The sequence below is a fragment of the Myxococcus guangdongensis genome, from assembly GCF_024198255.1.
Classification (GTDB): domain Bacteria; phylum Myxococcota; class Myxococcia; order Myxococcales; family Myxococcaceae; genus Myxococcus; species Myxococcus guangdongensis.
This window is the reverse complement of the sequence record NZ_JAJVKW010000002.1, coordinates 372154-394236: the sequence shown is the minus strand read 5'-3', so window position 1 is coordinate 394236 and position 22083 is coordinate 372154. Positions and strand designations below refer to the sequence as shown.

17 protein-coding genes are annotated in these 22083 nt (G+C 69.8%); 8 read left to right on the top strand and 9 right to left on the bottom strand.

From position 1 onward, the window contains the following. Positions 1-36: 36 nt before the first annotated feature. The 3 genes from LXT21_RS06435 to LXT21_RS06425 all read left to right on the top strand — a co-directional run bounded on the left by LXT21_RS06435 (position 37) and on the right by LXT21_RS06425 (position 5692). The gene (locus tag LXT21_RS06435; RefSeq protein WP_254037209.1) at positions 37-1533 is read left to right on the top strand and encodes a polyamine aminopropyltransferase; all 1497 of its coding nucleotides are present in this window, start codon (positions 37-39) and stop codon (positions 1531-1533) included. Then, positions 1524-3155: an FAD-dependent oxidoreductase gene (locus tag LXT21_RS06430; protein WP_254037208.1), complete on the top strand. Its 1632-nt coding sequence runs from the start codon at positions 1524-1526 to the stop codon at positions 3153-3155. Before LXT21_RS06435 ends, LXT21_RS06430 begins: the two co-directional genes overlap by 10 nt. A 179-nt stretch (positions 3156-3334) precedes the next feature. Beyond that, complete coding sequence (locus LXT21_RS06425; protein WP_254037207.1) at positions 3335-5692, top strand: arylsulfatase; 2358 nt, start codon at positions 3335-3337, stop codon at positions 5690-5692. Positions 5693-5775: 83 nt separating this feature from the next. Here the strand turns inward: LXT21_RS06425 and LXT21_RS06420 are convergent, their stop codons facing one another. Then, complete coding sequence (locus LXT21_RS06420; RefSeq protein ID WP_254037206.1) at positions 5776-6942, bottom strand: acyl-CoA dehydrogenase family protein; 1167 nt, start codon at positions 6940-6942, stop codon at positions 5776-5778. An 87-nt stretch (positions 6943-7029) separates the two neighbouring features. Between LXT21_RS06420 and LXT21_RS06415 the strand changes: the two genes are divergently transcribed. Further along, positions 7030-8043: an NADP-dependent oxidoreductase gene (locus LXT21_RS06415; RefSeq protein ID WP_254037205.1), complete on the top strand. Its 1014-nt coding sequence runs from the start codon at positions 7030-7032 to the stop codon at positions 8041-8043. 37 nt (positions 8044-8080) lie between these two features. Here LXT21_RS06415 and LXT21_RS06410 read toward each other — a convergent pair whose 3' ends face one another. The 6 genes from LXT21_RS06410 to LXT21_RS06385 form a co-directional block, all read right to left on the bottom strand. Then, positions 8081-9148, bottom strand: coding sequence for a hypothetical protein (locus LXT21_RS06410; RefSeq protein WP_254037204.1), 1068 nt, complete (start codon positions 9146-9148; stop codon positions 8081-8083). 56 nt (positions 9149-9204) lie between these two features. Beyond that, a complete protein-coding gene (locus tag LXT21_RS06405) occupies positions 9205-9612 on the bottom strand; it encodes a hypothetical protein (RefSeq protein ID WP_254037203.1) in 408 nt (135 codons plus the stop codon). A gap of 132 nt (positions 9613-9744) precedes the next feature. Then, complete coding sequence (locus LXT21_RS06400; protein ID WP_254037202.1) at positions 9745-10350, bottom strand: hypothetical protein; 606 nt, start codon at positions 10348-10350, stop codon at positions 9745-9747. Positions 10351-10356: 6 nt separating this feature from the next. Continuing rightward, on the bottom strand, positions 10357-13179 hold the full coding sequence (locus tag LXT21_RS06395) for a hypothetical protein (RefSeq protein WP_254037201.1): 2823 nt from the start codon (positions 13177-13179) through the stop codon (positions 10357-10359). A 266-nt stretch (positions 13180-13445) separates the two neighbouring features. Beyond that, positions 13446-13757 (bottom strand): hypothetical protein, encoded by a 312-nt coding sequence (locus LXT21_RS06390; RefSeq protein WP_254037200.1) that lies wholly within the window; start codon positions 13755-13757, stop codon positions 13446-13448. Then, entirely contained in the window at positions 13754-15211 is a 1458-nt protein-coding gene (locus LXT21_RS06385; protein ID WP_254037199.1) for a DUF6209 family protein, read from the bottom strand. Before LXT21_RS06385 ends, LXT21_RS06390 begins: the two co-directional genes overlap by 4 nt. A 228-nt stretch (positions 15212-15439) precedes the next feature. Here LXT21_RS06385 and LXT21_RS06380 point away from each other — a divergent pair, with 228 nt between their 5' ends. The 3 genes from LXT21_RS06380 to LXT21_RS06370 all read left to right on the top strand — a co-directional run bounded on the left by LXT21_RS06380 (position 15440) and on the right by LXT21_RS06370 (position 17900). Next, positions 15440-16741, top strand: a complete 1302-nt coding sequence (locus tag LXT21_RS06380; protein ID WP_254037198.1) for an AHH domain-containing protein — start codon at positions 15440-15442, stop codon at positions 16739-16741. 1 nt (position 16742) lies between these two features. After that, a complete protein-coding gene (locus LXT21_RS06375; protein ID WP_254037197.1) occupies positions 16743-17321 on the top strand; it encodes an imm11 family protein in 579 nt (192 codons plus the stop codon). Between the two features lie 144 nt (positions 17322-17465). After that, positions 17466-17900, top strand: coding sequence for an SgcJ/EcaC family oxidoreductase (locus tag LXT21_RS06370; RefSeq protein WP_254037196.1), 435 nt, complete (start codon positions 17466-17468; stop codon positions 17898-17900). 7 nt (positions 17901-17907) lie between these two features. Here LXT21_RS06370 and LXT21_RS06365 read toward each other — a convergent pair whose 3' ends face one another. Both LXT21_RS06365 and LXT21_RS06360 read right to left on the bottom strand, forming a co-directional pair. Further along, positions 17908-19260 carry a sigma-54-dependent transcriptional regulator gene (locus LXT21_RS06365; RefSeq protein ID WP_254037195.1) on the bottom strand — a complete coding sequence of 451 codons (1353 nt, stop codon included), beginning with the start codon at positions 19258-19260 and terminating at the stop codon, positions 17908-17910. Continuing rightward, the gene (locus LXT21_RS06360) at positions 19257-20468 is read right to left on the bottom strand and encodes a sensor histidine kinase (protein ID WP_254037194.1); all 1212 of its coding nucleotides are present in this window, start codon (positions 20466-20468) and stop codon (positions 19257-19259) included. Before LXT21_RS06360 ends, LXT21_RS06365 begins: the two co-directional genes overlap by 4 nt. A gap of 458 nt (positions 20469-20926) precedes the next feature. Between LXT21_RS06360 and LXT21_RS06355 the strand changes: the two genes are divergently transcribed. Continuing rightward, on the top strand, positions 20927-22075 hold the full coding sequence (locus tag LXT21_RS06355; protein WP_254037193.1) for a hypothetical protein: 1149 nt from the start codon (positions 20927-20929) through the stop codon (positions 22073-22075). Positions 22076-22083 lie beyond the last annotated feature (8 nt).

The window sequence follows — 22083 nt, the reverse complement described above, 5'->3', positions numbered from 1 at the left end:
GCCGTCGGGCGACCGACGCGGCCGTGAAGTGACGACGTGAACAAGACGCTGCTGTACATCACCGTCATCGTCATCGCGACGTGCGGGCTCGTCTACGAGCTCGTCGTCGGGGCGCTGGCCAGCTACCTGCTGGGCGACTCCATCACCCAGTTCTCCACCGTCATCGGTGGCTACCTCTTCGCGATGGGCATCGGCAGCTACCTGTCGCGCTACATCGACAAGGGGGTGGCCCAGCGCTTCGTGGAGGTGGAGCTGGCGGTGGCGCTCTTGGGCGGCATCTGCGCCCCGGTGCTGTTCCTCACCTTCACGCTGACGGACATGTTCCAGGTGGCGCTGTACGGCAGCGTCATCGTCATCGGCGCGCTGGTGGGGCTGGAGATTCCGCTCCTCCTGCGCATCTTGAAGGACCAGCTCAAGTTCAAGGACCTGGTCAGCCAGGTGCTGTCGCTCGACTACCTGGGCGCGCTGGCGGCGAGCGTCGCGTTCCCGCTGCTGCTGGTCCCCAAGCTGGGGCTGGTGCGCACCTCGCTCTTGTTCGGCATCCTGAACGCGGCGGTGGGCCTGTGGAGCACGTGGCTGCTCGCGCCGCTTCTGGGCAACCCGCTGCGCCTGCGCATCAAGGCGGTGGTGCTGACGGTGTTCCTGGTGGTGGGCTTCGCGCTGGGCGACAGGCTGACGACGTTCTACGAGGACCAGCTCTACGCGGACGACGTGGTGCACGCGTCCAGCTCGCCCTATCAGCGCATCATCCTGACGCGCGGCAAGCGGGGCTTCTCGCTGTTCCTCAACGGCAACCTCCAGTTCGCGAGCCTGGACGAGTACCGCTACCACGAGTCGCTCGTGCACCCGGCCATGGTGCGCGCGGGCAAGGTGGAGCACGTGCTCATCCTGGGTGGCGGAGATGGGCTCGCCGCGCGCGAGGTGCTGCGCTACCCCGAGGTGCGCTCCGTGACGCTGGTGGACCTGGACCCGGCGATCACGGGCCTGGCCATGCGCTTCGACGAGCTGGTGAAGCTCAACCAGCACTCGCTGACGGATGCGCGCATGCGCGTCATCAACACGGACGCGATGCAGTTCCTGATGGAGGGGACGCAGCAGTACGACGTCGTCATCGTCGACTTCCCGGACCCGAACAACTTCGCCCTGGGCAAGCTGTACACCACGGGCTTCTACAAGCTGCTCAAGAAGCGGGTGGCGCCCGACGGCGTGGCGGTGGTGCAGAGCACCAGCCCCCTGTTCGCGCGGCGCTCCTTCTGGTGCGTGGAGAACACGCTCAGGGCCGCGGGTTATTGGACGGAGCCCTACCACGCGCTGGTGCCGTCCTTCGGTGAGTGGGGCTACGTGCTGGTGGCGCACGAGGCGCCCGGGCACCACCGCGCGCTGCCCGAGGGCCTGCGCTTCCTGGACCTGTCCACGCTGGAGTCGCTGACGCGCTTTCCTCCGGACATGGGCCCGCTGCCCACGGAGGTGAACCGGCTCAACAACCAGGTGCTGGTGCACTACTACGAGGAGGAGTGGCGGCGGTGGAACTGACGCGGCGGGAGCTCATCGCCGCGTTCCTCGGCTCGGCGGTGGCCAGCGCGTGCAAGCGCGAGGCGCCCCGCGCGCCCATCCCCGGCGCCGTCGTGGACCGGGCGGTGGAGGTGGGGCACAAGCTGCGCGGGGGGCCGCTGCCCTCGGCCCAGACGGTGGAGCCGGTGGACGTGCTGGTGGTGGGCGGCGGCATCGCCGGCCTGTCCGCCGCGTGGCGGCTGATGGGCGCGGGCGTGAAGGACGTGCGCGTGGTGGAGCTGGAGGCGGACATCGGCGGCACGTCGCGCTCCGGCCGCAACGCGGTGTCCCCGTTCCCCTGGGGCGCGCACTACCTGCCGGCGCCCACGGAGGACCGGGGTCCGGTGGTGCGGCTCTTGCGCGAGATGGGCGCGGTTTCGGGCGTGGACGCACAGGGCCTGCCGACGTTCGAGGAGACGCTGCTCATCCAGGAGCCGGACGAGCGGCACTTCTACCGGGGCCACTGGTACGAGGGGCTCTACCTGCGCGTGGGCGCGACGGCCCAGGATTTGGCGGAGCTGGAGCGCTTCGATGCGCGGATGAACGCCTTCGCCGCCGCGCGCGACGCGAAGGGGCGCAAGGCCTTCGCGGTGCCCACCTCGCGCTCCAGCGACGACGCGGAGTGGACGGCGCTGGACGCGCTGAGCATGGCCCAGTGGCTGGCGCGCGAGGGCTTCCACTCCACGCGGCTGAAGTGGCTGGTGGACTACGCGTGCCGCGACGACTACGGCGCCACGTCCGAGCACGTCTCCGCGTGGGCGGGCATCTGGTACTTCGCCGCGCGCCAGGACGGGCAGGGGGAGCGCAGTGAGGGCTTCTTGAGCTGGCCCGAGGGCAACGGCCGGCTGGTGCGGCAGCTGTCGAGCTCGCTGCCTCCGCGCGCGGTGGAGCGCGACGTGCTGGTGCACACGGTGACGCCCTCCGCGAAGGGCTGCCGGGTGGACGCGCTGGATGCGCGCACGGGCCAGCCGCGCTCCTTCCAGGCGCGTCAGGTGGTGCTGGCGTGTCCTCGCTTCATCGCCGCGCACGTGGTGGCGCCGTGGCGCACCGAGCGGCCCGCGTGGCTGTCGGCCTTCACCTATGCGCCGTGGGTGGTGGCGAACCTGACCTTGTCCTCGCCGCCGGTGTCCCGAGGCTTCCCGCTGTCGTGGGACAACGTGTTCCAGGAGAGCCGGAGCCTGGGCTACGTGGTGGCCACGCACCAGCGGCTGCGCCAGGACGAGAACGGCCCCACGGTGCTCACCTGGTACCTGCCGATGGCGGGCGGGGACGTGAAGGCGGAGCGGGAGAAGGCGCTCTCGGCCAGCTACGCGGACTGGGAGGCGCTCGTCATGGCGGACCTGCGCCCCGCGCATCCAGGCATCGCGGCGCAGGCGCAGCGACTGGAGGTCCAGCGCTGGGGCCACGCCATGGTGCGGCCGACGCCGGGCTTCATCTGGGGCCCGGAGCGCCAGGCCGCGCAGGAGAGCCTGGGGCCGAGCCTGCACTTCGCGCACACGGACCTGGGCGGGCTGGCCCTCTTCGAGGAGGCCAACTGGTTCGGGGTGAAGGCCGCGGAGCGCGTGCTGGCCGGACTGGGCGTGGCCTCCGAGAGCTGGCTGTAGCGCGCGTGACGTCCAGGGGCTGTCGAGCCGGGCCCTGCTCGCCCGGCTCCACCCTGGGGACAGCGGTGGCTGTCCGGTGGTGTGCCCATTCCTGAGCTTCGGGGCCGGTGCGGTGTCCTCCCGTGAAGGGGGCTCGTGGACGCGGCTCGCGGTGTCACGACTTCTCGGAGGCAAGGGACATGTCGCTCAAGGAATACACGCCGGGCAGTGCCTTTCCCGGCACCATCGGCCGCACGTGGGAGCAGTCCTCACCGGCCTGGCCCCGGCCGCTGCGCGCGAAGGACGGCGCGCCGAACGTCCTCTTCATCGTCCTGGACGACACGGGCTTCGGGCACCTGGGCTGCTATGGCTCGCCCATCCACACGCCGAACCTGGACCGGCTGGCGAAGGGTGGGCTGCTCTACAACAGCATGCACACCACCGCGCTGTGCTCCCCCACGCGCTCGTGCATCCTCACCGGCCGCAACCACCACTCCAATGGCATGGCCACCATCACCGAGGTCTCCCTCGGGTATCCCGGCTACAACGGCACCATCCCCTTCGAGAACGGGTTCCTCTCGGAGATGCTGCAGGAGCAGGGGTACAACACGTATGCCCTGGGCAAGTGGCACCTGACGCCCGCGGAGCAGACGAGCGCGGCGGGGCCCTACAACCGCTGGCCGCTGGGGCGTGGCTTCGAGCGCTTCTACGGCTTCCTCGGCGGCGACACGCACCAGTACTTCCCGGACCTGGTGCACGACAACCACCCAGTGCTCCCGCCGAAGACGCCCGAGGAGGGCTACCACCTCACCGAGGACCTGGTGGACCGCGCCGTGGACTTCATCGCGGACTCCAAGCAGGTGGCGCCGGACAAGCCCTTCTTCATGTACTTCTGCACGGGCGCGATGCACGCCCCGCATCACGTGCCCAAGGAGTGGGCGGACAAGTACAAGGGCCAGTTCGACGACGGCTGGGACGCGTACCGCAAGAAGGTCTACCAGCGCCAGTTGAAGCTGGGCGTGATTCCTCCGGGCACGAAGCTGTCCCGGCATGACCCGGACGTGGCGGAGTGGGAGACGCTGTCCGCCGACGAGCGGCGGCTCTACTCGCGGATGATGGAGGTGTACGCCGGCTTCCTGGAGCACACGGACCATCACATCGGCCGGTTGCTGAAGTTCCTGGAGGAGGCCGGTGAGCTGGACAACACGCTCATCATGGTCATCTCCGACAACGGCGCGAGCGCGGAGGGCGGGCCGCACGGCTCCGTCAACGAGCTGAAGTTCTTCAACAACACGCCCGAGTCGCTGGAGCAGAACCTGGAGGCCATCGACGAGCTGGGCGGGCCCAAGTACTTCAACCACTACTCGTGGGGCTGGGCGTGGGCGGGGGATACGCCGTTCCGCCGGTGGAAGCGGGAGGTGTACCGCGGCGGCACCACGGACCCGTTCCTGGTCCACTGGCCCAAGGGCATCCGCGCGCGGGGCGAAATCCGCTCGCAGTACTGCCACGCCATCGACATGGTGCCCACCGTCCTCGACTGCCTGGGGCTGACGCCTCCGGCCGCGCTGCGCGGCGTCACCCAGTCCCCCATCGAGGGTGTCAGCTTCCGTCACACCTTCGACGACGCCCGGGCGGAGAGCCAGCACCACACGCAGTACTTCGAGATGTTCAGCAACCGCGCCATCTACCACGACGGTTGGCGGGCGGTGTGTCCCTTCCCGGGCCCCTCCTTCGTCGAGGCGGGCGAGGGCTTCGGCGAGTCGAAGCTCACCGAGGAGCGGCTGCGCCAGCTCGACGCGGAGGGGTGGGAGCTGTACCACGTGGACGAGGACTGCTCGGAGACGCAGGACCTCGCGTCCGAGGAGCGGGGCAAGCTCATCGAGATGATTGCCCTCTGGTACGTGGAGGCGGGGCGCTACCAGGTCATGCCGCTCGCGTCGCCGGACCGGGCGGTCTTCTCCGAGGAGCGGCCGCAAATCACCCGGGACCGCAAGCGCTACGTGTACCGGCCGCACACGTCACCGGCGCCGGAGAACGTGGCGGTGCACGTGCTCAACCGGCCGCACTCCATCACCGCGCGGGTGGACGTGGAGGACGACGCGGAGGGCGTGCTGCTCAGCCACGGAGGTCTCACGGGCGGCTACACCTTCTTCATCCAGGACCGGCGGCTGCACTACGTCTACAACTTCGTGGGCGAGCGCGAGTTCCACATCGAGTCCGGCGTGGAGATACCCGTGGGGCCCTCGGAGCTGAGGTTCGAGTTCGAGCCCACGGGCGCGCCGGACCTCGCGCGAGGCCAGGGCGCGCCGGGACGCGGGCGGCTGTTCATCGACGGCGAGCTGGTGGCGCAGAGCGACATCTTGGCCACCATGCCGCTGGTCATCAGCCTGGGCGAGGGGCTGACGTGCGGACGGGATGACAACTCCGCGGTGAGCACGATGTACCACCCGCCCTACGCGTTCCGGGGCGGCACGCTGCGCGAGGTGGTGGTGGACGTTTCGGGTGAGCACCTGCGCGACGAGCAGGCCGAGCGCAAGGCGGCGATGGCTCGGCAGTAGGCATGGGGTGACATGTCGTCGCCCCTCGGGGCCCGGTCTCTTCCCAGCGCTTCAGGGAGGCCGGGCCTCTTTTTATTTCCGGCTCAGAGCACGGGCGTGGGCGGGTCGAAGCCCAGGAGGATTCCGCCGGTGAGCTCCAGCGTGGGCCGGGCCACCATGGCGTGCTGGGTGAGGGTGTGCACGTCGCGCAGGCAGCGCTGGAGCGCGCTCGAGTGGAAGACGGCGGGGCCGCCCGCGGCCTCGTACATGAGGTCCACGGCCCGCGCGGAGCTTCGCGTGGCGTGCGTCATGGCCAGGCGCAGCTCGGCCCTCGCGCGCACCGAGGCGGGGCCACGCGAGGCTTCGTCGAAGAGGGCGTGAATGGTCTCCAGCGCGAGGGCGCGCGAGGAGCGCACGAGGGCCTCGGCCTCGGAGACGGCCTCCTGCACCGCGGGGCGCGAGGCCAGCAGCCTGCGCTCCACCACCACCGTCTTCTGGCGGGCCAGCGTGGTCAGCTCGTCGATGGCGCGCCGGGCGATGCCGAGCGCCACCGCGGGGATGCCCAGGCCGAGCAGGCCGAAGGGGAAGCCGTAGAGCGGACGGGCGACACGCGGAGGCGCGAAGAACGAGAAGCCGTGGTCGTCCGGGACGAAGAGGTCCTTCACCTCCATGTCGCCGCTGCCCGTGCCACACAGGCCCGCGGCGAACCACGTGTCGTGCAGCGTGACGTGCTCGGCGGAGAAGAAGCACAGGCGCGTCTCCGGTACGCCCTCGCGCACCATGCGGGGCTTGCCACCCTCCGTCACCAGCGCGCCGCCAATCAGCCAGTGACAGTGCTGACTGCCGCTCGCCCAGCTCCAACGGCCGGTGACGCGGTGGCCACCCTCGACGCGCTCGGCGCGGCCCAGGGGCGCGGCCACGCCGCCGGTGATGACATCGGGTCGCGAGAAGATGGCGCGTCCCACGGCCTCCGGGAGCCACGCGGCCGTCAGCGCGGTGGCCGAGCCAATCATCGCGTTCCAGCCCGTGGCGCCGTCGGCGCGTGAGAGCGCCTCGATGACCTGGAACGAGAGCGCGGGGTGCAGCTCCAGGCCGCCGTAGGCCTCGGGAATCATCATCCGGAAGACGCCCGCGCGGTTGAGCTCCGTGACGAGGTCCGTGGGCAGACGGCGCGCGCTCTCGATTTCGGCCGAGCGCTCGGACAGGCGCGGCGCGAGCTCCCGGGCGGTGGCGAGCAGGGGATGGACGGGGGGCGTGGGGAGACTCGTCATGGCGGACAGCCTAGGAAGACATGACTTCCTGTTGCCAGTCGGAGGTGGACGGAAGAAGGTGGGGTGCCTCGAACCCGGAGCCTGTCGATGAGCCCTCTGTCGAGCCGTCACATCGTCCTCGCGAGCCACATTCCCGGGCGTCCGGAGCCGGAGCACTTCCGGTTGGAGCCGGTGGAGGTGGGCGAGCCCGGGGAGGGGGAGCTGCGGGTGCGGACGCTGTTCGCGTCGGTGGACCCGGGGACGTTGGCGCGGCTGGGCGGCGTGGATTCGTATGCGCCGGCGTTGAAGCCCGGAGAGGTCATCGGGAGCGCGACGGTGGGCGAGGTGCTGGACTCGCGGGACGCGCGCTACGCCGCGGGGGACGTGGTGGCGGGAGGGTGGGGCTGGCGCGAGCACGCGGTGGTGAGCGCGAAGGGCCTGCGCAAGGTGGAGCGCGGCGCCGAGTCCCTGTCGGCGGAGCTGGGCGTGCTGGGCATCCCAGGGCTGACGGCGTACTTCGGCATCCTGGAGCTGGGGCGCCCCAAAGAGGGCGAGACGGTGCTGGTGTCCTCGGCGGCCGGTGCGGTGGGGTCCATCGCCGGGCAGGTTGCGAAGCGGCAGGGCGCGCGGGTGGTGGGCATCGCGGGTGGGGCCGGGAAATGCCGCTGGGTGAAGGAGGCGCTCGGCTTCGACGCGGTCATCGACTACCGCGCGGAGACGGATTGGGGCGCGGCGATTCGGCGCGAGTGTCCGCGCGGCGTGGATGTGTATCTGGACAACGTGGGCGGGACGATGCTGGACGCGACGCTCACGTGCATGGCGCTCCGGGGCCGCGTGGTGGTGTCGGGGTTGGTGGCGGACTACGGCGTGCCGCCCGAGCAGCGCGCGGGCTTGAAGAACACGCCGTTCCTCATCATCCAGCGGCTGCGCATGGAGGGCTTCGTGGTGCTCGACTACTCCGCGCGCTTCGGCGAGGCGCGGACGGCGCTGCGCGGGTGGCTCCAGGATGGGACGCTGAAGCACCGTGAGCACGTGGCGGACGGATTGGAGTCCGCGCCCGCGCTCTTCGCCGGGCTGTTCCGCGGCGAGAACTTCGGGCGCGCGGTGGTGCGGGTGGGGTGAGGCGCGCCAAGGCGTCGCGGCGCGCCTCTGGATACGGCTACCCGTTGGGGCCGGGGCAGGTGGGGATGAGTCCGTCCGGGTCGGAGGTCAGGTCGTTGCAGTTGCGGCAGTCGAGCGGACAGGTCTGGGGCGTCTCGTCACCGTTGCAGACGAAGTCACCGCACCGGGCGCAGTCGCTCCCGCACGTCCTCGAGTTCTCGCTGTTGCTGCAGACCCCGTCGCCGCACCAACCGCAGTCATCGGCGCAGGAGGTGGCGGTCTCCCGGGGACCGCAGATGCCATTGCCACAGACGGTGCAGTCCGAAGGACAGCTCCTCTCGCCTTCTTGGGCATTGCAGCTGTTGTCGCCGCAATAGACATACGCGGCGAGTGCCGTGTAGAGCGTCGTGTTCCCGCCCTCCGTGACGATGGCCTTGGCCGCCCACTGGAAATCGTAGTCCACGGTGTAGGCGTTGGCGTTCCGGGTGTCCTCGTCGTCGTTGAAGATGACCCCCGCCCCCTTGCCGAAGCGGAAGTATGGCGTCGCGAAGACGCCATACTCGAACTCGAGGATGGGCAGGGAGCTGGCGGGAGTCGTCGCTCCCGTGAAGAGGCAGAAGTACAGGGTCGTGTCCCGACCCTGCACGTTGGGCCAGATGTTCTCCGAGTTCGAGTTCGAGTTCATGTTGTCGCGGTCTTCGTTGTCGAAGTAGCGACCGAACTCGGCACTGCCCGCGGGACAGCTCGCCCCCAGCTTCAGCAGGGCGAAGTTGCTCGAAGGACCCGCGCTGGTCGAGAGCGCCTTGAACTTGTTCCCGTCGACCCGACAGAAGGTGAAGGTGGTGTTGCCGGCCCCGTTCACCTGGGTGGCCCCCACCCAGCCGCTGGTATGGCTGGACTGGCGGCTGTCCTCGTTGTCCATGTGAATCCAGACAGTGGGGGCGAAGGCCGGGCAGCCCGTTTCCGGCGCGATGACTCCCACGTCATTCGCGCTCAACGGGGCGGACGAGGAGGCGACGGCCTCGATGTCCGGTTCCAGGTGCGAGGGTGGCAGCTCTTCCTGGCCACAGCCCAGTTGCGTGGAGCACAGCGCCCAGACCACGAGTCCACGGACGACATTGCGCATGAAAATCCCCCCAGGGGTAGATGAGGGCGCGCAGTCTGGTTGCTTTTGCCATTGAGTCAATGAATTCTGATTTGGCCTTGCCCGGACGTCAAGGTGGTTGTTCCTTGAAGCTGGGTGGCGTGGTGCGGCGTGCGGTTGATGAGTGATTGTGCCTGGGCGGCCAGGAAGCGTTCAATCCCATGCAGAGGCCCGCCGGGCTCCGGGTCCACGGCGACGATGACGATGTCCTTGCGCTGTCCCAGCGCGATGAGCTCGCTGGGGCGTGGCTCCACCGCGCCAGCGGCGCCGCTCACGCCCTCGGGGAAGAAGAGGGCGCGTCCCTCCTCCAGGTAGAGCACGGGGATGCTCGCGCCGTGGGCCTCCGCGTCCTCGGGCGCGAAGACATGCACCGTGCTCCCGAGCGGCTCCAGACGCAGCCCACACGACGTGAGCAGGACGGACAAGGTGAGAAGCCAGCAGCGCATGACCATTCTCCGTGCCCCAGCGCGAGGCCGGGCACCGTGATTCGTGGGAGCCCATCCAGGATGGGCGCGGGTGTCTGTCGTTGATGAGGACTCACGGGAGTGGGCCGTGAGTCCTCTGGCGTCCCCTCCGCCTCAGGTGGGCGGAGCGACGTCGCAGCGCCCGGAGGCGCGTCGGGTGAGGTCTTCCGCGACGGAGCGCAGCAGCGTCCCCGTCAGGCTGGTGCGGCCCCCCTCGCCCTCTTCATCCTTCCATCGCAGCCACGAGGCCATGCGGCCGAGGCTCGCCGCCGTCACCACGTTCAGCCTCACCTCCACCTGGACGATGAAGCGGTCGCCCGTGTCGGCGCGGGACTCCAGCGTCCAGGCGACGCGGTCCAGCTCCAGCGCCGCGGGCCCCTGCGCAAGCAGCCGTCCATCCAGCAGATAGCCATCACGGCCGAAGCCAATCACCTGGGTGAGCCGCGCGCCGTCCAGCCGTGTGTTGAACCACAGCGTCCGGCGCTTCCACAGCGACAGCTCCACCTCCAACTTCCCCGCCATGCCCAACCGCACCAACCGGTCCAACTCCTCCGAGAGGAATGCGAAGGCCTCCGGGCGCACCAGCACGCGCCGACCGGACAGCGTGGCCGTGCAGGCGACGCGAGGCTCCTCCGCCAGGGCCTGGGGCGCGAGCAGTCCCAGCGCGGCCACCATCGCCGCGCCGAGCCTTCGTCTCCCGTGTGTTCCCGTGCGTGCCATGGGCCTCTAGAACGTCCGCACGAAGAACAGGCGCGCCTCGGGAGTGGCCGTGGCCTTCTCGTCCGTGCGCCACGCGACGTCCACGCGCACGTCGTCGGTGAAGTGGAAGCTCGCGCCCACCCCGAGCCGCGCGTCCAGCCACTCGCCGTCTCCACGCACCGTGCCCAGGTCCGTGAAGAGACCGAAGGCGTGCCACCGGTACTCCGCGCTCGCGAGCATGGACACGTCGCCCTTGAACTCCTTGAAGCCGAAGCCTCGCAGCGCCGTCCACCCACCCAGTGCCTCACGCTTCTGCTCGGGCAGGTTGTCGCCGCCCGCGCCTCGCAGGCGCAGCCGCAGCCCCGTCTTCGAGCTGGTGGGCACCACCATCGAGAAGTCACTCACCAGCTTCCAGAAGCGCTCGTCCGCGCCGGTGGTCGCGGGGCCCTCGCCCACCTCCAGCGTCATGAAGGCGTGCAGGAACGGGCGGTGGTCCCAGTCTCCATCGATGTCGAGCAGCGCCGTCTCCGGCGTGCGGAACAGCGAGCCCACCTTCGCGCCGCGCGGGGCGCCGCTGGCGTACTCCACCCGGGCCACCACGGACTGGAAGCGGCCCTCCGTCACCGGCGCGTTGGGGAAGGGCGGCGAGTCGCGGCGGAACAGCGAGAGGGGCGGGGAGAAGCTGCGCAGCGTCTCATAGCGGTCCGAGTGGTACTCGACGCCGGCGAGCCAGTCGGACCAGCGGAAGGTGGCGAAGCCCGCCACGCCCTTGCGACGGAAGTAGTCGCGGTCCGGCCGGTTGATGAGCGCCGAGTACAGCGACGAGTCGATGTCGCTCATCCGCCAGCGGTCCAGCGTGTCCGTGAAGTCGTGCGCCTGGGCGCCCAGCTCCGCCAGGCCCACGGCGGGAATCTCCACCTTCGCGCCGCCGAGCAGGTTCACGCGGCGCTGGCGCCGGGTGCCCTCGGGGTCGTCGGGGATTTTCTGGCCGCCCAGCCGCAGCGCCAGGAACGCCGCGGCGTCGAGCGTGGTGTGGATGCGGTCCTTCCCGTCCCAGATGCGCAACGAGCCCGCGAGCCCCGGCGCGAGTCCCGTCACCTGTGTGTGGATGGGGAGCAGGGACACGTCGACATCCGGACGGCGCGGGCGCACGTGCACCACCAGCTTGCGGCCCTCCAGGGTGATGCCGTCGCCGTCGCGGCCGTGGCGCCAGGACTCGAGCAGCTCGCCCCAGCTCAGCTCCATCTCGACGTTGTCGCGGCGGCGCTTCTCCTTCCGCTTCTGCTCCTGCGTCCGGTAGTGGCGCACGCCATCAGCGGCGCGCTCCTCGATGATGCGCGCGTCGCGGCGCCGGGCCGCGTCCCTGGCGTCGGTGTCCACGCTCTTCGCCTGCAGGAAGGGCAGGCGCGACTCCAGCCGCTCCATGGCGCGCCGTGCGTCGCTGCGCAGGAAGACGTCTCCGGGCTTGAGGTCCAGCGCGTCGCGCACGCGGTCGGCGATGTCGCCCTCCACGCCCACCACGTCCACGGCCTCCAGCCGTCCCTCGTCCACGATGACGGTGAGCTTGCCGTCCGGCGTCAGCGTCCCCGAGAGGCTCGCGAGCATGTAGCCGTCCCCGCGCAGCTCCCTCAACGCGCGCTGCATCGCGGCCGTCACGCCGCCGAGGACGATGCCCGGGCGGTACGTGTCCTTGTCCATGCGGGCCAGCCACTCGCGCGGCGGGTGCCGGGGCGGGCAGGGCTTGGTGACGATGAGCGTGCCACGCGCGCCGCTCACCCGCAGGGTGGCGACGAACTCCTCGTCATCCTCGTCGCTGTCCTCGTCCGGGAAGCGGGGCGGCAGGTGGAGCAACTCCTCGAGGATTTCATCGAGCTGGATGTCCCGCAGGCCCTCCACCTCCACCTGGGTGACGATGGGGTGCTCCTCCAGGTGGACCTCGAGCACCGCGACGCCCTGCTCGGTGACTCGCACCCGAGGCTCCACGCGGGAGAACAGGCCCGTGCGCGCGAGGCGGCGCAGCGTCTGCCGGAGATTCGCCGGCGTGGGCGCGCCGCCCTCGTCGGTGGCCGGACGGATGAAGGAGCGGACCTGTGCGTCCGTCAGGCGATGGAGGCCGTGCAGCTCGAGCGTGGTCGGCGTGAGCGCGCGTCCGTCGACGTCGAGCTGGAGCGGCGCGAGGACGGACAGTTCGTCGCTGTCGTCATCCTCCAGGTCTTCGTCCTCGCACAGGTCGCGCGTCTCGCGTGACGAGTCCGTACGGCCGTCGCGCGACTTCTTGCCGCGCTTCGAGCGCTTGCGCTCGGCCCGCGCCGTCTCCTCGGACGTCTTCTCGCTGCGCTGGCCGTAGCCGCGCCGGGGCTCGGTGTCCTCGTTGTCCTCCGACGCGGAGTCGTCCGCCTCGTCGCGCTCGTCGTCGGCCTGCTCGTCGCGGGACGTCGTCGCGTTCTCGTTGGCGGCCTGCTCGCCGCGGGACGTCGTCGCGTTCTCGTTGGCGGCCTGCTCGCCGCGGGACGTCGTCGCGTTCTCGTTGGCGGACTGTGGGGCGCGGGGGGCTTGCGCCGCCGAGTCCTCGTGGGCGGCCTGTGGGATGCGGGGGGCGCCTCCGGAGGACTCCGGGCGCTCGTTGGTGGCCTGTGCGGTGTGGGCCTCCACCGCAGGCGTCGCCGCGCTCTTGTGGGTGCCCTGCTTGGGGCGGGCCGTGCTCCCCGCGCTCTTGGCTTGCGGCGGCGCGGAGGAGGAGGGCGTGTCGACGGCCTGGGGCCCGGCGGTGACGCCAGCGTCCGGCACGGACTGGGCGCCGGAGGCGAGGGAGACGAGGCAGGAGAGAAGCGCGAGGCGGTTCATGTGCATGGGACAAAGCACGCTGCGTTCCAGCCGCCGCGTCGTGACAAGTGCTTGAAAGGACGAGGGCCGGCCAGCCGTGTCGATGTCATGGGCACATCCTGATGTCGAATCCGGATGTGATACTGACATCGCGCCCCGCGATTGCGGCGCACCTTCGCACGTGTCCCGAGGGAGCACTCCGGGTCCAGGAGGCTCGCGCTGTCGGAGGACGTGGGTGTGTCAGGCGGGGGGCGGCCTTCGGGCCTGTCGTCCCCACCTCGTCGGGCCCTGCTTCAGCCCGGGAACTCGGTCTGGTGCGCGTCCCACCACTTCAGCCAGCCGCGTCGGTTCGCCTCCAGGTCACCCACGACGCCGTCTCCGAAGGTCGTGACGCCGGTGATGCGGCGCAGCGCCGCGCCCCAGAAGACGCTGCCGTGGCGATAGCGCTCGATGATGCGCGGCACCGCCGCGCGCCCGAGCCCCACCAGCGACTCGAAGGACGGGTGCTGGACGAACACGAAGGGGTTGGACGCCTCCCGGTGCTCCTCGCAGTGTTGCTCCCACTCTGCGGCCAGGGCGTCGAAGCGCTCGCTGGACGGGCTCATGACACGCTCACCGGGGACGGACGGGGACGCACGTAGACTCGCACGGGCGCACCATACGAAGGCCCGGTGAGGTCGTCAGCGCTGTCGTGACGGATGAGCGGCTGGGTGCCAATCTTGCTCGTGAAGCGGCCCTGCTCGTCCATCAGCGCGCCGTGCGTCACCTCGAGCGGACCGTTGCCCGTCACCGGCTTGCGCCCGTAGATGACCACCTTCTCCAGCGTGGGGTCGTGGCTCAGGTCCAAGGTGTCGAGCGGCTTGTAGCCCTGCTGCGCGTACAGCGTGTCGAAGTCCTCCACGCGTGTGCCCGGCCAGACCCACTCGCTGCGGTTGCCCAGCGTCCATGCGATGCAGTTGTAACGCTGTGACGCGGGGCCGATGCCCACGAACTTGTCCGCGGTGAGGTTGGGGAAGCTCTTGCTGCGCAAGAGTTCGTTCTTCCAGCCCGGCTCCGCGTCGTCGCGCGTGACGCCCACGGAGAACTTGAAGTTCTGCCCGTTGGCGGAGTCCCACGTCGTGTTGTCGTCCGCCTTGCCTCGGAACCAGACCTGCACGTCCGTGGCCTCGAAGGGCACGCGGACCGACGGCATGAACGCGCCGCCCTTGCCGCCCGCCTGTGCCTGCAGGTCCAGCGGGAACTCCAGCGGCGGCTCGCCGTTGAAGGAGACGCAGGCGACGACCTCGGTGGGCGTCTTGCCGCCCGTAAGCGACTTCAGCCGGTCCTGGTCATACGCGAGCCGCAGCGAGTCGCCCGCGCGCAGCGTGCCGTCCACCTGCGTCTGGAAGTCGTCGGTGAAGGACACCGTCGCGCCTTTGGCGGAGGCGATGGAGGCGTCGCTGCTGGGGTCCCACTGGTTGCTGGTGCGTCCCGACGCGTCCGTGGTGCGGAAGGAGATGCGCACCAGGCCCGTCGCGTCCGAGGGGACGTCGAAGGTGCCCGGCTGGAGGTTCAGCCGGCCCTGCGCATCGCGCGTGCCGTCCGACATGGGGACGACGTTCTCCGCGCCGCCGGGGACCATTCGCCACACCAGCTCCACCTTCTGGTACTGCGACGAGAAGCGCGCCGGGTCCGCCGTCACCGTCAGCGGCTTGCCCGCCTCCACGTGGAACGAAGGACCGCGCCCCGAGCCGGTGGGCAGGTTGACCTGGCCCTGGCCCTCGACGTGCGCCGTGGCGGTGCGCTTGCCCGAGCCGAAGTGCGCCGAGTACCCCGTGGCCGCGTGGAGCTGGGGCTGGATGTCCGAGGCCTTGGAGGGCAGGGCCACCGCCGCCGCTGTCGGGAGCGCGCCGCCCAGGAGGGACGCGCTGGGGCGGGCCGTGCGCGACTCGAACTGGTCGACCTGGCCGCGAGCCTGGGAGGACTTGTCGCCAGTGGCTCGGGCCGCTCGCTCGCGCTCCGGGGTGAGGCCCGTCTGCGCGGTGGGAACGAAGGTGGGGCGGCCGATGCGGCTCGACATGGGGCGACTCTTCCTGTGAAGCGGCCTGGGGCTGGCCGCATGGGATTATCGCTCCGGGGCTTCCTGGGTTTCCTGCCCACTGGGAGTCGCACGGGACGTGTGGTTCCCGCGATGCAGGAGGCTGTCCTCGAAAGGCGGGTGCGTCTCTTATCCCATTGAAGTTGCTGGACACTGGAACCAGGATGCCATCCTCCCTGGATTTCAGGAGGTTCACCTTCGGGGGATTCCATGAAGTGGGTTGGGATGCTCCCGCTGCTGCTGCTCATGGCCGGTTGTGCGACCCACCGTGTCGTCCATCTCGACACAGGGAACGGCCAGCGGGTCGTCCACGAGTCCGTGGACGTCGACCCGGTCGAGGTCTCCGAGGACGCGTTCAAGTCCGCCCTCACGGCGCTCATCCTCGACCTTCGGATGGACGTCGCCTTTCGCGAAGCTGACGAGGCCGACCAACGAGGTTGGGTGCGGTCCAGGACGCTGCTCGCGTCCTCGAAGGGCATTGTCGACTCAGGCCATGGAGGCTCACCCGAGTCGCTGTACGGGCGCATCTGCCCTGAGGGCGATGAGTGCCTGACCCTCGTTGGGGCAACGGGGCTGACCTTCTCCCGCAGGGACCGGACGTTGATGGCGCTGTCGTTCTCGCTCGATACCGTGTGGGAGAGCGTCGAGGCGGAGGTCGGCAAAGTGCTGAACCCAGCGGCGCTCAAGGCCATGCTGACATCGGCTGCGTTGACAGTGCTCCTCACGATGGCCCTTCCTGAGCCCATCACGAAGGTCATCGCGGTGGCGTTGACGGCGGCGATGGTGGCCTACCTGGGCGTGCTGCCGGTCTGGGAGATCGGCCGGGGCTTCGTGAGGTTGTGGGACGACGCGGAGAGGGCAACGAGCGTCATCGAGTTGCAGGACATTGGGCATCGGTTCGGGCGGGTGCTGGGGACGAACGGCACGCGCGTCTTGGTGCTCGTCGTCATGGCGGCGCTGGGCGGCAAGAACGCCATGGCAGCTCAAGGGCCGAAGCTCCCTGGCTTCTCGCAGGCCGTGGTTCGAGCGCGGGCTGAATCGGGGTTCCAGCTCGGAGCGGCGATGAGTGGCGGTGTGACGTCGATGGCGCTTCCCGCTGCCGGCGTGCTCCATGTCGCGCTGGCGCCTGGAGCAGCCGCTGCCCTGGCGATGTACTCGGATGGGCGGATTCCCGGTGACGAGGTCGGGCCTGTTCACCACATCTGCACCAACAAGAACCCGATTTCGGATGTAACAGGGGGCCCGTGGACGCCTCAGTGCCTGAAGATATTCGAGAAGGCAGGCATGTCACTTGAGGACGTGGCGAATAAAGTACGGCTCAATGGCCACGAGGGGCCTCACCCTGAGCTGTATCACCGCGCGGTAATCCGGCGCCTCGAGCTTTCGGTTTCGCGCTGCCGAACCACGGAGGCATGCCGGGCCGGTTTGACGAAGGAACTTGCGAAGATAGCCAACGAGCTTCTGACGCAGGGCTCCGACTTGCGGAGCTTCATTGTGAAGGTGGAGGGGTGAGGTGGAGCGCCATTTCTATTCGGTGGAGCTTGGAGATGTGCCCCGGTGGCTGCTGGAAACGCCGACGCGGGATTCTGGTGAGGCCTTTGACGAGCCTTGGATGTTCGCGGATGGCCGCGTGCTTCCAGACCTTGGACCTCTCAAGGCCCGCATCGCACATCCCGGTAGGAGAAGAGCGTTCGTCTTTTCTGTGATTGAAGCAGCGCCCATCGTCAGCGATGCCGTCGCGAATGTCTTCCGAACACTGGCTCCAGAGGACGTCCAGCTCCTTGAGGTGTCAATAGAGGGGGAGCCCGAACGGTACTTCGTTGTCAATGCAACCAAGGTCATCGATGCCATAGACGAGGCACGGTGCAGCGAGGTGCATCATTACGACGACCATCCCCCTGGATTTGAAGGGGAGTACAACTGGATCTACGGGCTTCGCATCGACCCCTCGAAGTCCGAGGGCGCCCAGGTCTTCCGGTTGAAGAAGTTCAAGGTCGCGCTCGTTGTTTCGGAAGACATCAAGAACGCACTCGAAGGAGTAGGGAACCTGGGAGTGTCGTTTGAACGAGTGACGGGCCCCAATGGGGGATAGAATGGCAACCCAAGGCCTCCTCCCACCCCCGAGAACCCTCCGATGCTCGCTGACCCGCTCCCCGAACTGGCCATCAACACCGCCCGAAGGTCTTGGGTGATAGCTGCGTGCGCGTGGTGGGTGTTCCCCCTGGCGTGTTCTCACGTGGACCACGCGCGGGACGAGCAGCGGATTCGTGAGCAGGTGGACGCGCAGACGGCGGCGTGGAATCGCCAGGATGCGGTGGCGTGGTCCCAGGACTTCGCGCCCGACGCGGACTTCATCAACATCGTCGGGACGCTGTACGCGGGGAAGGAGCAGATTCAGGAGCGCCACGCGGCCATCTTCGAGTCGCTCTTCAAGGGCAGCCAGAGCAAGGTGACGGTGCGCCGTATCTCCTTCGTTGGCGACGACGTGGCCGTGGTGGACACGACGCACGAGGTGACGGGCCATCCGGGCCTTCCTCCGGGCGTGCAGAACACCGAGCCTGGAATCTTGAGGACGCAGATGCGCTACGTGATGCAGCGCTCGGGGGACGGGGCGTGGCGCGTCGTGGCGGGGCAGAACACGGACGTGAAGCCGCGGCCCGCGGCTCCGTGAGCCGCGCTCAGCTCACGGGCAGCCCGAGCGCCTTGATGCGGCGGTAGAGGTTGCCCCGGTCCACTTGGAGCAGGCGCGCGGCGCCGGCGATGCTCTCGCCTTCCTGGAGCGCGGCGCGGATGAGCTCGCGCTCGAAGTCCTCGACGTGCTCGCGGTAGCTCTTCTCGCCCACGCTGGTGCGTTGGGACGTGGGGGATGCGAGGGGGCCGGAGACGGCCTCCGGTCCGAGGACGAGTGGCCCATCGCCGCGCAGCAGATTGAGCCGCTCGATGACGTTGCGCAGCTCGCGCACGTTGCCGGGCCACGGGTATGCGAGCAGGGCCGCCTCCGCGCCGGGAGCGAGCGTGAGGGGCACCTCGCGTCCGGCGAACTCCGCGGCGAAGGCGCGGGCGAGGGGGAGCAGGTCCTCGGGACGCTCGCGCAGCGGTGGGATGTGGAGCGGCATCACGTTGAGGCGGAAGAAGAGGTCCTGTCGGAAGCGGCCGTCCTTCACCGCGCGGGCGAGCTCCTGGTGGGTCGCCGCGAGCACGCGCGCATCCACTGGCACGGGCGCCGAGCCGCCGAGTCGCTCGACCTCTCGCGTCTCCAGCACGCGCAGGAGCTTGGCCTGCAGCTCCAGCGGCATGTCGCCAATCTCGTCGAGGAACAGCGTGCCGCCGTGGGCCTGCTCGAGGCGCCCCGCGCGTCGATTGTGCGCGCCGGAGAACGCGCCTTTCTCGTGGCCGAACAGCTCGCTCTCCAGCAGCGTGGAGGGGATGGCGGCGCAGTTGACCGCGACGAGGCGTCCCTTGCGGCCCGAGGCCAGATGCAGCGCGCGTGCGACGCGCTCCTTGCCGGTGCCTGTCTCGCCGGTGATGAGCACGGCCGTGTCGCTCGGGGCCACGCGGGTGATGAGCCGGCGCAGGGCCTCCATGGAGGGGCTGTCGCCCACGAGGTGTCCGGGGCGCGCGAGTGCGTCCAGCAGTCGCTCCCGTTCCTCCTGGAGCGCGCCGAGCGCCAGTGCGTTGCGCAGCGCCGTGAGGAGGCGCTCGGGGGAAGGGGGCTTCTCCACGAAGTCGGTGGCGCCGAGCTTCAGGGCCTGCGCGGCTTCAGACGGAGAGGCTTCGCCCGACAGCACGACGACGGGCACGGGGAGGGGGCGAGGCAGTCGCGCGAGGAACTCCAGGCCCGTCTCGCCGGGCATGCGGAGGTCGAGCAACATCATCGCGGGCGGGCCTTCGGAGGCATCGAGGACGCGGGTCGCCTCCGCGGTGGAGCGGGCCTCGACGGCGGTGAAGCCCTCGTCGCTCAACAGGCCGCGCAGGGCCTTGAGGACGCCGGGGTCGTCATCGACGACGAGGATGCGAGGGCCGGGCTTCATGACGTGGACACCTGGGGCGGTGGAGGCACGAGGGGAAGCTCCACGCTGGCGAGCGTACCGCCTCCCGGCGCGGGCTCCAGTCGAAGCTGTCCGCCGTGCTCGTGCGTGATTTTCTGCGAGATGGGGAGCCCGAGCCCGCTGCCCTCGGGCTTCGTGCTGAAGAGCCCACGCGTGAGCGCCGCACCCTCGAGCACGCCGGGGACGCCGCTGCCTCCATCCGCCACGGTGACGCGCACGCCTCCGGTGGCGAGCGGCTCCGCGCGGACGCGCACCGGAGGCGCTCCCTCGAGCGATGCCTCGGTGGCGTTCTTCACGAGGTTGCCGAAGAGTCGACGCAGTCCGTCCGGGTCCGCACGCAGGGAGACCTCGGGGCCGGGGACGAGCTCCACGGGGACGGCGGAGGTCCGCGCGTACAGCGAGCAGACCTCGGAGAGCAGCGGCCGCAGCGGCACATCCTGGAAGTGCGGCGCGGGCAGTCTCGCGAAGGTGGAGAAGCTCTGGGTCATGCGCATGAGCAGCTCCACCTCTTCCTGGAGCAGCGCCACGGACTCGGAGATGCGCGTGGCGTCCGCGGGAGACGCCGGGTCCGAGCGCGACAGCCGCGCGAGCGAGAGCTTCATCGCGGTGAGCGGATTCTTCAGCTCATGGGCCAAGGCGCGCGCCACGTCCTGCCACGCGGCGATCTGCTCGGCGGACTTCGCGCGCTCGCGTTGTGCGACCAGCTCCTGTCCCATCCGATTGAACTGGCCGAGGAGGAACTGGAGCTCATCGCGCGGCGGGTCGACGGTGGGCAGGCGCACGGACAGGTCGCCGCGCGCATAGGCCCACATGCCCTCGGTCAACGTCGTCACGGGCTTCGTCAGCGTGCGGCCGAGCAGCACGGCGGCCAGGGCGAGCACGCAGCCCGAGACGAACACGAGCCCGGTGATGAACGCGGGGACACGGCGCGCCAGGGCCCGCCGGGTCAGCTCCGCCTGCGCGAGGTTCAGCCGCGCCTCGTCCAGTGCATCGCGCGAGAGCCCTTGTCGCTCCAGGCTCGAGGACACGCCGTCCAGCACGGCCTCCACGGGCGCGACGGAGACGGACAGCACGCGCTCCAGGACGCCCTGCGCCACCACGCCGAGCAAGACCAGGGGCACGAGTCCCGCCAGGAGCATCACCGCCAGCAGCCGACGACGGAAGCGAGGGGGCGGGGGCGTGGAGGACATGGCGGAGGTGGAAGATTCGGGAACGAGGTCGACAGGCGCACTACGCGGGAGCCGCGCCTCGCTTGCAAGCCCCTCCACTTCACGGCCCGGCTCGGGCTGAATCGCGGTGGGGGCCGGGCACCCTGCCGGGGTCTCCCGCCAGTTCACGGCCCGGCTGGACGGACTGCCTCGTGGCGAGATGTCCCCTTGAGAGGCCTGTCGCGCCTGCGATTTCACCCGCTCCTCGTCCGGTCGAGCTTGGGCGGGTGTGGACTGAATACCCGCCTCCGATGAGGGCGCGCGGGCTCGCGTGTGGGTGCCCGGGGCGAGTCGGTCAGATGCCCTGTTCCGCGACGTGCCCACGTGGAAGCTCCACACCGTGGGGATGTGGCCTGGACACCTCGCTTCCTCGTGTCCTCACGTAGGAGCCGAGCCTCTCCACCCAACCGCTTCGCGAGGCTGGTAGCCTCACGGTCCGGATGCCTCGCTTCCTCGCGCCTTCTCAGAGCTGGCTGTTCGGTCCGCGCGTGGACCTCGCCGTGTTCGCTGGCAGTGCCCTCGTGTCCGTGGCCCTCGTGCTCGCCGCGCCGTGGCTCGGTGCCGCGGGTGACACGCCCCCGTGGGCGTGGCTCTTGCTCGTCGTCTGCGTGGACGTGGCCCACGTGTGGTCCACGTTGTTCCGTACCTACCTGGACCCGGGCCAGCTGCGTGAGCGCCCCGGCCTCTACCTGGGTGCTCCCCTGGTCGCCTGGGTCGTCGGCGTGCTGGCGCATCAAATCTCCGCGGGCGTGTTCTGGACCCTGTTCGCCTACGTCGCGCTGTTCCACTTCGTCCGCCAGCAGTACGGCTGGGTGGCGCTCTACACGCGCAAGGCCCGCGCCTCGGACCTCGAGCGTCGACTCGACGCCGCCGCCATCTACGCCGCCACCGTGGGCCCCGTGGTGTGGTGGCACGCGAACCTGCCGCGCGCGTTCTGGTGGTTCGTCGAAGGCGACTTCCTCCCCGGCCTGCCCTCGTGGCTCGGCACCGTGGCGCTGGCGCTGCACGCGGGCGTGCTCCTCACCTGGGCCTGTTTCCAGCTCGCTCGTGTGGTGCGTGGCGAGGGACTCCAGCTGGGCAAGGTGTTGCTCATCGGCGCCACGTGGGTGACGTGGTTCGGCGGCATCGTCCTCGCGCGTGACGACTTCACCTTCACGGTGATGAACGTCGTGCTGCACGGCGTGCCGTACTTCGCGCTCCTGTTCCGCTACGCGCGTGGCCGCGATGGGGAAGGGGACTTCGGCGTCGCGAGCTCCATCCTCCGCGCGGGCCTGCCGGGCTTCCTCCTGTTCCTCGTGGCGCTGGCGTTCGCGGAAGAGCTCTTGTGGGACCGCTTCATCTGGCACGAGCGCACCGGGCTCTTCGGTGGCGCCGGGTGGGGACTGTCACCGGACCTGCTCGCGCTGGTGGTGCCGCTGCTCGCGCTGCCGCAGGCCACGCACTACGTGCTGGACGCGTTCATCTGGAAACCGGGACGCGAGCCCGCGTTGCTCTCGCGACTCGGCTGGGCCCCTCGCGCGACACACGAGGGTCCAACAATCGCCACCTCGCGCGAATCGACGATGGCCATTCGTGGAGGGAGTGAATAAGGGTTTGA